This window comes from Micromonospora sp. DT62 (genome assembly GCF_049847285.1).
Classification (GTDB): domain Bacteria; phylum Actinomycetota; class Actinomycetes; order Mycobacteriales; family Micromonosporaceae; genus Micromonospora; species Micromonospora reichwaldensis.
Window position 1 is genome coordinate 65,266 of the sequence record NZ_JBNCOB010000032.1, and the last position, 11,725, is coordinate 76,990.

General features: G+C 73.2%; 10 protein-coding genes. 1 reads left to right on the forward strand and 9 read right to left on the reverse strand.

Going from position 1 to position 11,725, the window contains the following annotated elements:
* Positions 1–52: 52 nt before the first annotated feature.
* Positions 53–1,066, reverse strand: a complete 1,014-nt coding sequence (locus ACPXCB_RS28645; RefSeq protein ID WP_425878979.1) for a hypothetical protein — start codon at positions 1,064–1,066, stop codon at positions 53–55.
* 76 nt (positions 1,067–1,142) lie between these two features.
* Complete coding sequence (locus ACPXCB_RS28650; protein WP_425878981.1) at positions 1,143–2,165, reverse strand: 3-oxoacyl-ACP synthase III family protein; 1,023 nt, start codon at positions 2,163–2,165, stop codon at positions 1,143–1,145.
* A gap of 615 nt (positions 2,166–2,780) precedes the next feature.
* On the opposite strand from ACPXCB_RS28650, the gene ACPXCB_RS28655 reads away from it, so the two are divergent.
* Positions 2,781–3,971 carry a sensor histidine kinase gene (locus ACPXCB_RS28655; RefSeq protein ID WP_425878983.1) on the forward strand — a complete coding sequence of 397 codons (1,191 nt, stop codon included), beginning with the start codon at positions 2,781–2,783 and terminating at the stop codon, positions 3,969–3,971.
* An 82-nt stretch (positions 3,972–4,053) separates the two neighbouring features.
* Here the strand turns inward: ACPXCB_RS28655 and idi are convergent, their stop codons facing one another.
* The 7 genes from idi to ACPXCB_RS28690 are packed head-to-tail and all read right to left on the reverse strand — an operon-like array spanning position 4,054 to position 11,284.
* The gene (gene idi, locus ACPXCB_RS28660) at positions 4,054–4,638 is read right to left on the reverse strand and encodes an isopentenyl-diphosphate Delta-isomerase (RefSeq protein WP_425878985.1); all 585 of its coding nucleotides are present in this window, start codon (positions 4,636–4,638) and stop codon (positions 4,054–4,056) included.
* A 21-nt stretch (positions 4,639–4,659) separates the two neighbouring features.
* Complete coding sequence (locus ACPXCB_RS28665; RefSeq protein ID WP_425878986.1) at positions 4,660–5,625, reverse strand: UbiA family prenyltransferase; 966 nt, start codon at positions 5,623–5,625, stop codon at positions 4,660–4,662.
* Positions 5,626–5,684: 59 nt separating this feature from the next.
* Entirely contained in the window at positions 5,685–6,491 is an 807-nt protein-coding gene (locus ACPXCB_RS28670) for a TauD/TfdA dioxygenase family protein (protein ID WP_425878988.1), read from the reverse strand.
* Positions 6,488–7,474 carry an L-tyrosine/L-tryptophan isonitrile synthase family protein gene (locus ACPXCB_RS28675; protein WP_425878989.1) on the reverse strand — a complete coding sequence of 329 codons (987 nt, stop codon included), beginning with the start codon at positions 7,472–7,474 and terminating at the stop codon, positions 6,488–6,490. The genes ACPXCB_RS28670 and ACPXCB_RS28675 overlap by 4 nt, the downstream gene beginning before the upstream one ends.
* Positions 7,471–10,218 carry an AAA family ATPase gene (locus ACPXCB_RS28680; protein ID WP_425878990.1) on the reverse strand — a complete coding sequence of 916 codons (2,748 nt, stop codon included), beginning with the start codon at positions 10,216–10,218 and terminating at the stop codon, positions 7,471–7,473. Before ACPXCB_RS28680 ends, ACPXCB_RS28675 begins: the two co-directional genes overlap by 4 nt.
* 45 nt (positions 10,219–10,263) lie before the next feature.
* Positions 10,264–11,055 (reverse strand): thioesterase II family protein, encoded by a 792-nt coding sequence (locus tag ACPXCB_RS28685; protein WP_425878991.1) that lies wholly within the window; start codon positions 11,053–11,055, stop codon positions 10,264–10,266.
* 55 nt (positions 11,056–11,110) lie between these two features.
* Positions 11,111–11,284: a hypothetical protein gene (locus tag ACPXCB_RS28690; RefSeq protein ID WP_425878993.1), complete on the reverse strand. Its 174-nt coding sequence runs from the start codon at positions 11,282–11,284 to the stop codon at positions 11,111–11,113.
* Between the last annotated feature and the right edge of the window lie 441 nt (positions 11,285–11,725).

Genomic DNA, 11,725 nt, shown 5'->3' on the forward strand with positions numbered 1-11,725 from the left:
CGCCGCGCAGGCCGCGCACGTCATGCCACCGATCAGCAGTTCCAGGTGGTTCTCAGCCGTGGCCATGCTCGGTGCCCCCCTCCGTGCCGCCGCCGGTCGTGTCGGCCGGGACAGCGGCTCCGCCGTTGCGCACGGCCTCCTCGTTGCGGGCCTTGGCCGCCGCGAAGGCCTCCTCGCTCAGGCCGTGCGGCGGCGGGTTGGGGCCCTTCACGCGCAGGGTGAACGACGCCGTACGCACGACGCCCTGGTGCTGGAAGTCCAGGAACAGCCGGTAGTCGCCGAAGCTCGGCGCGGTGGCGTGGAACAGGACGTCCGGACCGGGCGCGGTCTGCCCGTCGCCCGGCGTGCCGTCGGGGTGGACGTGCAGGTACGCCATGTCGCCGTCGCGGAGCGCCACCAGGTGCCCGAAGGCGCCGAGGTACGGCTCCAGGTCGGTGACCGGCTTGCCGTCCTTCGCGACGCTGAGCGTCAGCTTGCCGCTCTTGCCGGGCGCCAGCTCGCCGCCGAGGGTCACCGTGTACCCGTCGACCGTCGAGGTGGTCGACGGCGCGGGCAGCGCCTCCGGCCGGTAGTCGCCCGACACCGACACGTCCGCCCCGAGCGTCTCGCCGTGGATGCCCCACAGCGGCATGTAGTCGGCGAAGACGCGGTACTCGCCCGCCGCCGCGAAGGTCAGCGGCACCCGCCACACGCCGTCCGAGCCGAGGTTCGGGTGGACGTGTTGGAAGTTCGACAGGTCGCGCCGCGCCACGATCAGGTGCATCAGCTTCTCGTGCTGCGGCTTGTACTTCACCAGCGGCGTGCCGTCGTGCTGCAGGATCTGGAAGGCGAAGGTCTGCTTCGTGCCCGCCCGGACGTTGTCCGTGATCACCTTCAGGTTCATGCTCTCGTGGTTCATGGTGAGGCCGTACGAGGATTCCTCGGCCATGGCGGCCGGCTTCGCGGCGGGTGCGGGCGCGGGTGCGGCGGTCGGCGGCGGCCCGACCACGCGGCCGACGGTGTAGGCGCTCCCCAGCACCAACACCAGGGCGAGCGCGAACGCGCCGAGCTTCGTCAAGGTCTTCATGAATAACCGTCCTGTTTCGACAGGGTTGGCGTGGAAGCGGGCAGGGTTTCGGGGGTGCGGTCGTCGGCCGGTGGGCTCACCGGTCCCCGCCGGGGTCCGGGCCGGATGTCCGGCCCCACCGCAGCAGGCACGCCCCGAGCGACATCCCCCCGCCGAACGCCAGCAGGAGGACGAGGTCGCCGTCGCGGAGCAGCCCGGCCCGGTTGGCGTGGTCGAGGGTGAGCGGCACCGAGGCGCTGCCGACGTTCGCGTACTCCTCCACCGTGCGGTGCGTGTGCGCGGCGGTCAGCCCGCACGCGCGTACCAGCTCGTCGAGGAGCAGGCCGTTGGGCTGGTGCGGGACCACGTGCGCGACGTCCGCCGCGCCGACGCCCGCCCTGGCCAGCAGCTTGTCCACGAACGGCGGTACGTCCTGGAGGACGAGCTCGGTGACGCGGCGGCCGTGCATGCGGAAGAAGTGGCCGCCGTCCGCCACCGTCGTCGCGGACGCCGGCAGCCTGCTGCCGCCCGCCGCCACCCCGATCAGGCCGCTGGCGTCGCCCCGGCTGGCCAGCTCGTACTCGACGACACCGCGCCCCGGGGACGTCGTCCCCACGACGGCCGCGCCGGCGCCGTCGCCGAACAGCACGGCCGTGCGCCGGTCGTCGAAGTCCAGGATGCGCGAGTACACGTCGGCGCCGACCACGAGCGCGTGGGTGCCGGGCCGGTCCGCCACCAGCGACTGCGCCAGCACCAGGGCGTGCACGAATCCCGCGCACACCGCGTTGACGTCGAAGCACGCGGCCCCGTACGCGCCGAGGCGGTCCTGCACCAGGCAGGCCGTCGGTGGCTGCGGGTGGTCCGGGGTCGACGTCGACACGATGAGGTAGTCGACGCGGTCGGCGCCGATGCCCGCGTCCCGCAGGGCGCGGGACGCGGCCCGCACGGCCAGGTCCGACGTGGCCTCCTCCGCCGCCGCGAAACGGCGCGAACGAATGGCGGTCTTGCGTACGATCCATTCCGGGCTGGCGCCCGGTACGCGACGCGCGATTTCCTCGTTCGGCAATGCTCGCGCGGGCACCCAGGATCCGGTGCCCAGAATTCCGACGGATGAGGACACAGCAGCCTCCAGAGAGGAGAGGCATTTCGTGTCTGCAAATTAGCTGAGTCGAACCATCGGCCGCAATCACGTTCGCCATCTGCCGACACGACTCGAAGCGCAAATTACCGGGCGATGGCGGTAACAATTTCAAGCCGATGGAACGCGCAATTTCCGGGTCACCCGGGAACCCGCTGACGACACACCGGCGCACGGTTCACCCGTGCAGTTCTCCCGGGTCGTACGTGACACGCGGGGATGGGATCCGGCGCGTCCTCGCCGCCATGCTGACGGCACGACCGACCGCGTGGCGACGCCCGCGGCACGGCCGGCGACCCGCGGGGCGGACCGGCGCCCGCCGGCACTCACGCGACCAGGACCGGACGGAGGCCCTCCGATGACAGCGCAGCTCCTCGAGACCACCCACCGCACGGGCGAGCCCGGCGGGTGGCGGCCCCGGAACGCGACGGCAGGGACGGATCCACCTCGGCACGAACCGACCGTAACCGATACCATGCATTCCGTGGCGACCGTGACCCGGCAGGCGACGACACCGAGCGCACCGCTGCCCGGGTCGGCGCGTCCGCGCGTGCCGGGGCCCGGCACGCGCCACGTCCGCCGGGAGCCGTGGCGTTGATGGTCACCGGGATCCGGCCCACCGGCCTGACGGGGACCTCCGCCGCGCCGGCTGACGCCCTGTCCACCCCGGGCATGCGGCGGGCGAGGCTGTGCATCCTGGCGGGCGCCGCGAGCGGGGTGGCGGCGTGCGTACTGCTCGCCGCCCTGGAGCTGCGTCGCGAGCCCGACCCGCGCGGGATCGTGCTCGGCGCGGCGGGGTCGCTGCTCCTGGTCCTGGCGCTGGCCGCGGCGCTGTACCGGTCGGTCATGCCGTGGCGGGCGACGACGACCGGCCGGTGGCTGGTCGCCGGCTACGCCACGGCCGCCGTGCTGTCCGTCCCGCTCGTGGGGCCGGTCGGCGGCACCCCGGGGCGGGCCTGGGCGTTCGTGGGGGCCGCGCTCGTCGGGGCCGCGCCGCTGCTGCTGCCGGTCCGTTACGCGGTGACCCTGATGGCCGGAACGGTGCTGGCGGCCACGGCGACGGCCTGGTGGCTCGGCGGTCCCGTGCGCGACGCGGTGACCGCCACGGTGGTGCTCGGGCTGACGGTGGCGACGTGGAACGTGCTGCACCTGTGGTTCTGGACGTTCCGGGCGCAGGCCCGGGAGGGGCACGACGCCCTGGCCCGCCTGGCGACGGCCGAGGAGCGACTGCGGTGCGCCCGGGACGTGTACGCCCTGCTCGCGCACGAGCTGTCGGCGCTCGTCCTCAAGGCGGAGCTGGCGTCGCGGCTGGCAATGGTCGACGGGGAGCGGACCAGGAAGGAGGCCGCCGAGATGCGGGCGCTCGCGGCGGCCGCGTCGGCCCGGATGCGCGAGGCCGTGCACGGCTACCGCAGCGTCGGCCTGCGTGAGCAGACGGAGACCGTGGCACGGGTGCTGCGCAACGCCGGTGTGCGGTGCTCCGTGACGCAGCCGGAGCGCGAACTGCCGCCCGCGCTCACCGGGCCGCTGGTGTCCGTGCTGCGCGAGGCCGGCGCCCACGTGCTGCGGCACGGCGAGGCGCGGTGGTGCACGATCGAGATCGCCCGCGAGGCGTCCGGGGCGCGGCTGACGGTGGTCAACGACGGGGCCGGCGACGAGGCGCCGGACCTCGACGGCAGCGGGCTGCCGGGGCTGGCCGACCGGCTGCGGGAAGCAGGCGGCACGCTGCGCACCTGGCGTGGGGACGGCACGTTCACCGTGCAGGCCAGTGTCCGGGCCGGGTCGTGACCGGGCCCGACAGCAGCACCCGCCGCAACGGACGACGGACCGCGCCCACCCCGCCGGGTGGGCACGGTCCGCCGCGCGCCGCTCAGCCGGTGGCCGTCAGCGTCCCGCCGGGCAGGAGGCACTCGTCGGCCGTGGGCCACCGCGTCGGGTCGTCGCCGAGGGTGACGAGTTCGGCGACCTGGAGGCGACACCACGGCGACACGGAGATGTCGCCGGTGCCCACCGCGTACACGAAGTCCGCCCAGGCGACCCACTCGAAGTCGCCGATGGCGGCCGGGTCGGGGGTCGGGCGGTCGTCGGTCACCACCCGGAACACCGGGGACACGGCGTTCTCCGCCACCCCGTTGTCCATCGTGGCGCGGTACCGGAAGGCGGGCAGGACCAGCTCCGGCGCGGGCGCGGCCAGGCCGAGCTCGGCGCGTACGGTGCGGGTCACCGCCGCGGGGACCGGTTCCCCCGGCACGGGATGCCCGTAGCACGAGTTGGTCCAGATCCCCGGCCAGGTGCGCGTGCGGTCGCTGCGCATGGTGAGCAACAGCTTGGCGTCGCTGGTGAAGACGTAACAGGAGAACGCCAGGTGCAACGGCGTACGCAGGTGGTGCACCGTCGCGCCCTCGGTGGTGCCCACCGGCCGTCCGTCCTCGTCGAGCAGCACGACCTGCGCCATGGTGTCCCTCCCCACCGGGACTCAGCTCGCCTGTGCGAAGGCGGCGGCGATCACGGTTCCCCAGCCGGTGCTCGCCACCTGCAACGGCACCAGCTTCGCCCGGGGCCGCAGGAACGCCAGCGCGTCCGTGAGGGGCTTGCCGCGCACGCCGCGCCAGGTGCCCGACACGTGCACCAGCGCGAACGCGATGGCGGCGATCATCGGCACGGCACCCCAGGTGAAGCCGCCGATGGCGAGCACCGACACGCACACCGTGGAGCCGCCGACCGCGATCAGCCCGCTCGCGACGGCCATCGCGCGGGACAGGCCCAGCGCGCGTACGCACGTGCGGATGTTGAACGCCGCGTCCTCCGGCCAGTCCTCGGCCGTGTTGACCATGACGATGCCGACCTGGTTCAGCCCGAAGCCGATGATCACGGCCAGCAGCGGCCACGACAGCTCACCGGGCACGGACCGGACGACGACGAGCATCGGCAGCCAGATCAGCACCGCGGCGAGGCCGGGGATCTGCCCCACGCCGGAGCTCTTCAGGTGGACCGGCGGGATGGAGTACTGGGCGCCGATCCAGAGGGTGAACGCGACCAGGGGCAGGATGTCCCAGTGCCCGGTGCGGAAGGTGAAGTAGGTCGCGAGGGCCAGCACACCCGCGCCCGTGGCGGCGATCTGCCACCGCACGTTGCGCAGCCCCAGCCCGTACACCGCCTGGGACAGCCACGTCTTGTACACGGCGTCGACGTCGCGGTCTGCGTACGCGTTGGTCATGTCGATGAAGTGCATGATGGACAGCGCCATCACGATCACCAGCGCGAAGTGGACCGAGGCCAGGGTGCTCAGGTCGTCGACCGACAGCAGCGACGGGATCGCGTAGATGGCCAGCATCACCGGCAGGAACTCGACCCGGCGGATGCGGATGGAGTGGTAGATCGGGCGCCGCGCGGTGGCCGGCGCCGGTGTGGACGCGCCCGCGCGCGCCTCTTCGACGGTCATGGTGTCTTCCTTCGGGGTTGAGGACCTTCGGTGGCACCCGCGGGCGCCCCTGACCGTGGTCAGAGGATCTGGATCCGCTGGAGGTGCCGGGAGGAGTTGCCGCGGAAGGCGTTGCGACCGTGCAGCAGCGCCTGGTTGTCGACGACCACGATGTCGCCGTCGACCCACTCGTGGTGGTAGCAGACGTCCGGGTGGTGCAGCCGGTCGCGCAGGTCGGCCATGAACGGCTCGGCCTCCTCCGCCGACCTGCCGCCGATGGTCACCCACACCGGGTTGCGGTAGCGCTCCGGGTCGAGCGGCTCGCCGTACCGCATGATCGTCTCGCCGGTCTCCGAGTGCGTGGTGAGCAGCGGCGACACGGTCTCGCCGCCGTAGTAGCCGAGCTTCTCCGTGCGGTAGCTGACCTCCGTCGCCGCCCACTCGCGCACCAGCTCCGGCGAGGCGCGCCGGATCACGTCGGTGCTGTCGGAGAACACCGTCTCGCCGCCGCCGCCGGGCACCGGCGCCTCGAGGCACTGGAAGAGGAAGTACCGCGGCGCGGCCCGCGCGAACGCGCCGTCCCAGTGGAACGGCACGTCCGTACGGCTGAACAGGTAGTTCTTCGGGTCCTCCTGGACCACCAGGTCCAGGACGGCGCCGAAGTCCCAGGTCAGCACCTCGCCCCAGGTCTCGCAGTAGGCGACGAGGTCCTCCCTGTCGAGCAGGGGGAAGCCGCGCAGCACGACCACCTTGGACTCGATCGTCCAGCGCTCCAGCGTCGCGGGCGCGATGTCGCGCAGGTCGGCGCCGTCGTGTTCCGCCGTCACCAGCGTGCCGAACGGCGCCAGCGGCGTCCGCTCCACCCGCAGCTCGTCTGCCGTGGTCATGAGGCGATGTCCTCCTGCCGGAAGTGGGGGTTGACGTAGTGGCTCGGCCGGCCGTTGCGCCAGACCAGCGAGGCCCGGTCCCGCTCGGCCTGGCTGCGCTTGACCAGCGTCAGGTTGACGCCGTCGTCGAGGACGACGCCGTGCCACGGTGTCAGCCAGCTGTCCCTGGTCCGGATGAGGTGCAGCCCGATCTTCTCGGCGTGCCGGGGCTGCGGGTGGATCGACAGCCGCAGCGAGTCGGGGAACTTCGTGCCGACCAGGTCTCCCCAGGCGCGGCTGCGCCGGATCATCTGGTACGCGAACTCCTTGCAGTGCTCGCGCAGCTTGGTCCGGCTCAGGTCGGGGTGCAGCGGGCCCTGGTCCTCGAGCATGAACCGGTGCATGCCGTTGAACAGCGACCGGGCGCCCAGGTCGGTCAGCACCTCGGCGCGGATGTCCGCCAGCGGCGTGGCGTACCCGGCGAGGAGCCGCCCGCGCATCTCGTCGTAGGACATCGCCCCGAACGCGTCGTCGAGCGAGTACATCGAGACCGAGGACGCGCCGGTCTGCTCGATGATGCGCTGCAGTTCCGTGCGGTACGCGGTCACGTCCTCGTCGGGGATGCCGAGCAGGTCGGAGAAGACGTGGCCGTCGGAGCAGATGAGGATCCGCGCGCCCGGCGGGTGGTAGTGGCTGACCTGCTCGCAGAAGGACTGGAGGAACTCCACGGAGATCCGCTCACCGAGGTCGGGCAGCGAGCCGACCACCTTCTCCGGGTTGCGGGACTTCGCGGGGAACGCCGGCAGCACGAAGTGCAGCGGTTCGCCGCTGCGTACGTACCGGCCCACCCGTTCCTCGTGGGTCGCGAAGCAGTCGTCGCACGGCTGCGCCCCGCACGGGTCGTCGGCGTGCTCGAGACGGCGGAAGCGGAAGACCAGTTCGAGTATCTGCCGGGCGAGCGTGCGCTCCCGGCTACCGACCTGTTCGTCCTCGGCAACGGTCATGTCGTGTCCGATCGCATCGTGGTTTCCTTGTCGCCCGAGGGCGGGCCGACCGGGGCGACGCGCCGGCGCCGCGCGCTGCGCGCGCCCTTCGGCGGGTCGATGTGCACCAGCTCCGTACGCGTGCTGATCTTCAATTTCCGGTAGGCCCGCGTCAGGTGCTGCTCGACGGTGCTGACGGTGATGAACAGCCGGTCGCCGATCTCGCGGTTGGTGTGCCCGCGGGCGGCCAGGTTCACGACGCGGCGCTCGGCGTCGGTCAGCGTGGCGAGCCCGTCCTTCGCGCCGGCCACCCCGGCTTCGAGGGTGTCGTCGGACGGCTTGAGCTTGCGCCGCAGCAACTCGGCGTGGCAGCCCTCGGCGAGCTGGAGGGCGTGCGCGCCCATCATCTTGGCGCGCCCGAACTCGCCGAGGGCGTGCCCGGTCTGACTGAGGTCCGCGAAGACGTGCGCCAGCTCGTGCCGGTCCCCGCTGGCGTGCAGCAGGTCCATCGCCTCGCGCAGCAGCACCTGCCGTTGCTTCGGCGCGTACGCCGCCGCCAACGCCCGCAGCCCCATGCCCTTGGCGCGCGGGGCGTCGCCACCCGGCAGCGCCAGGTGTTCGGTGACCAGCTTCCGGGCCTGGTCGGGCCGGCCCATCCGCACGTACAGCCGGGCGAGGTCGACCCGCCACGGCAGCGCGGACGGATCGTCGGCGCCCCAGCCGACGGCGAGCTGGCCGGCGGTCTGGAAGTCCGCGAGCGCGGCGTGCCGCCGGTCCACGGCGTCGTAGTAGACGCCCCGGGCCCGCAGGTACTGCGGCCAGAACAGGCTCTGGCGCATCGCGGCCGGCGTCGGCTCCCGCAGGGCCGCCTCGGCCCGGGCGAGCTGCCCGGTCATCGTGCAGGCCAGGACCAGGTGCGCGAGCGGCGAGCCGACGGCGACGCCCCAGGCGGCGGGCGGCATCGTGGCCAGCGCGTCGCGCGCGTGCCGCTCGGCGGCGGCGAGGTCGCCGCGGCAGAGGGCGACGGCGGCCCGCACGTCGGTCAGGACGGCCCGCCAGCTCGTGATCCCGTGCGACTCGGCCTCCTCCGCCAGCTTCTCGCACCAGTCGGCGGCACGGTCGAGCTGGTCGGCGCCGATCAGCACCCGCAGCGCGTGCCACACCGACACCAGGAGGGAGTCACCGGGGCGGGCGCGTTGCAGCACCTCCTCGGCGCGGTCGGCCGCCGCGCCCGGCCCGGGGTCGCCCGGATCGTCGCCGCCGTGCGGGCGGCAGTGCCGCAGCCACTCGCGGGTGGCGAGGTGCTCGGCGCCGAGGTCGGGGTCCGGGTGCGTGGTGAGGTCGCCCACCCCGTCGAGCGCCTCCACCGCCTCGTCGTGCCTGCCCTGCCAGGCGAGCGACCGGGCGAGCAGCAGCGTGTCGGCCTCGTCGAGGAGGCCGGCGCGAGCCGCCGCCGCCAGCGACGACAGGTGCCGCGGAACCGCCTCGGGGTCGCTGCGCCAGTGCACCCGGACGAGGGCCGCCTCCACGGCGGCCCGCTCGCGGTCGTCCTCGGTGGATCGCAGCGCCAGTTCCAGGCAGTCCACGGCGTGCCGTGCGGCGCCGCCGGCGACGGCCTCCCCGGCCGCCGCGACCAGCACCGGCACGGCCCAGGATCCGGCCGGCCCACCGATGCCCACGAGGTGCGCGGCCACCTCGGCGGCGGACGCGCCGTCCTCGTGGAGCAGGAGCGCGGCCCGCGACCGCAGTGCCGACTGCGTCTGCGGCGGGCAGTCGTCGAGCACCGCCGCGCGTACCGCCGGGTGGTGGTAGGAGTGCCCCTCGGTGAGGCCCGCCTCGGCGAGCGCGCCGAGCACCTGCCGGGTGGTCGCCGCGCAGAGGCCCACCAGCCCGGTGACGAGCCCGGGGGACGCGGACGGGCCGACGACCGCGAGAGCGCGGGCGACGTCGAGCAGCCGGGGGTCGCTGCGGTGCAGGCAGGCGAGCGCGGCCTGGACGAACGACGCGCCCACCGTCGGCGCGACGTCCCCGTCGGCGCCGGTGAGGGCGTCGTCGAGCAGCGCTTGTACGAGCATCGGGTTGCCGCCGCTGACGGCGTGCGCCGACGCGGCGAGCCGCCGGGCGGCCTCCGGCCGGATCCGCTCGGCGAGCAGTCGCCCGACGCCGTCGGGCGACAGCGGGAGCAGCCGCAGGTGACGGCAGTGCGGCTGCCGCGTGAGCTCCGCACGGAACGCCGCCGCCTCGGGCCGCGCGCCCACGCATCCGCTCAGCACGAGCAGCACCCGCGCGAAACGGATGCGCCGTTGCAGGTACAGCAGTGCCTGCAACGACAGGGAGTCCGCGAACTGGACGTCGTCGACGACCACCACCAGGGGCCGGTCGGCGGCCACGTCGAGGAGGACCTGGCAGACGTCCTCCAGCAGTTGCGCGTCACCGTGCCGCAGGGTGGGGGCGTCCGGGTTCCCCGCCGGCCCGGTGTCGCGCCGCAGCAGCGGCAGGTGGCCGGTCGAGGTGGTCTGGGCCCGGAGGCTGTGGAACAGCTGTCCCACCACCCCCAGGGGGATCATGCTCTCCGCGACCGAACAGGCCGCGGTCAGCACCAGCGCGCCCTCGCCGACGGCCACCTCGGTCATGGCGTTCACCAGTCGGGTCTTCCCGCTGGCGACGCCGCCGTCGACCAGCGCGACCCGGCCCTGGCCCGCGGCAGCCGTCGCGTACGTCTCGACGAGGTCGGACAGCAGGTGTTCTCTCTCGATCAGTGCCATGTGGGTCACCTCCGGACACTCCTGAGGCTCGGGTCGACCGGCGACTCACCCCGGTTGTTCGGCGTGGGCGACCGTGGCGGCGCCGCGCGAGGCCGAGCTGAGCGACCGGGTGTGCGCCCTGATGCTGCGCAGCACCGCGGACATGTTGTCGTTGAGATAGAAGTGACCGCCCGGGTGGACGACGAACTCGAACCCCGCGTCGGTGTGTTCCCGCCACGCCTTCGCCTCGTCGACCGTCACCCGCGGGTCGCTGTCGCCGATGTGCGCGACGATCGGGCAGTCCAGGCGTGGCCCGGGCCGGTACTCGTAGGTCTCGGCCGCGGTGTAGTCCGAGCGGATGGCCGGCAGGACCATCCGCAGCACGTCCTCGTCCTCCAGCAGCGCGCTGTCGGTGCCCGCCAGGGCGCGTACCTCGGCGATCAGGCCGGCGTCGTCCCGCAGGTGGGTCCGCTCCTCCTTACGGAGGTGCGGAGCCCGCCTGCCGGAGACGAACAGCGCGGTCGGGTTGACGCCCGCCCGCCGCAGCCGCAGCGCGACCTCGTAGCCGATGGTCGCGCCGAGGCTGTGGCCGAAGAGGGTGATCGGCCGGTCGACCAGCGGCAGCAGCACCGTCACCAGTCGGTCCGCGATCTCGTGGACCGAGGTGAGGCCCGGCTCCCGCAACCGGTCCTGCCGACCGGGGTACTGGACGGCGAGCACGTCGACCTCGGGAGCGAGCGTCCTGGCCACCCGGGCGAAGTAGCTCGCCGAGCCGCCGGCGTGCGGCAGGCACAGCAACCTGGTCGCCGCCTCGTCCGCCGGGTGGAACCGTCGCACCCACAGGTCGGTGTCCGTCATCTCGTTCCCCCCGCGATTCAGCTCGTGGTGGCCGGTGGCGGTCGCCCCGGTTGCGTCAGCGGCCCCCGTCCACCCGAGCCTCGCTCCAGCTGATGGTGGTCGGTCGGACCGCCGCCAGGTCGCTGGTGTTCCAGCTGTCCACGACGTCGATGCGCAGGTCACCGTCCGCCGGAGCGTCGGCACCGTCGAAGAAGAAGGCATTGAGAATCTCGGTCGCATTGACAGACATGGGAGTCCCCTCTCACACAGCTTGGCCCGGTGGTGCGGAACGCCATCTAAACCTGCTGGACGGACACGTGTTTCAACAAGGTCTGCGTTCACCGTCTGCCCGAAGGTTCGTCACAACGCATTCGTGAATCGCTCATACCCGTCACACGTGGCAGGCCCGGTGACTTTTGTCAATACCCGGCCCGGCCGTCCGGCCGCCGCAGGCACGGTGTCCAGTGTGGATCCCCGGTCCGGGAAGCCCTTGCGCAGCAGGGGCGACGTGCGGCGGGACGGCCGGCGGAGCGGGCCGGGGGAATTGCTCCCCACCGGCCGCGGGAGCAACCCTCGGCAGCTCACCGGCACCTTTCCCCGTGCGGCCGTGCGCCGTTCATCAGACCCGGATGACGGTCTCATGCCCCACCACCACCCGACAATGCCTGACCAGCAACTCCACACTGCCAAC

What these genes read in the sequence shown, in the direction of transcription:
- ACPXCB_RS28645 (WP_425878979.1), bottom strand. Translation starts at nt 1,066, where the DNA reads ATGAAGACCTTGACGAAGCTCGGCGCGTTCGCGCTCGCCCTGGTGTTG.
- ACPXCB_RS28655 (WP_425878983.1), top strand. Translation starts at nt 2,781, where the DNA reads ATGGTCACCGGGATCCGGCCCACCGGCCTGACGGGGACCTCCGCCGCG.
- idi (WP_425878985.1), bottom strand. Translation starts at nt 4,638, where the DNA reads ATGGCGCAGGTCGTGCTGCTCGACGAGGACGGACGGCCGGTGGGCACC.
- ACPXCB_RS28665 (WP_425878986.1), bottom strand. Translation starts at nt 5,625, where the DNA reads ATGACCGTCGAAGAGGCGCGCGCGGGCGCGTCCACACCGGCGCCGGCC.
- ACPXCB_RS28670 (WP_425878988.1), bottom strand. Translation starts at nt 6,491, where the DNA reads ATGACCACGGCAGACGAGCTGCGGGTGGAGCGGACGCCGCTGGCGCCG.
- ACPXCB_RS28675 (WP_425878989.1), bottom strand. Translation starts at nt 7,474, where the DNA reads ATGACCGTTGCCGAGGACGAACAGGTCGGTAGCCGGGAGCGCACGCTC.
- ACPXCB_RS28680 (WP_425878990.1), bottom strand. Translation starts at nt 10,218, where the DNA reads ATGGCACTGATCGAGAGAGAACACCTGCTGTCCGACCTCGTCGAGACG.
- ACPXCB_RS28685 (WP_425878991.1), bottom strand. Translation starts at nt 11,055, where the DNA reads ATGACGGACACCGACCTGTGGGTGCGACGGTTCCACCCGGCGGACGAG.
- ACPXCB_RS28690 (WP_425878993.1), bottom strand. Translation starts at nt 11,284, where the DNA reads ATGTCTGTCAATGCGACCGAGATTCTCAATGCCTTCTTCTTCGACGGT.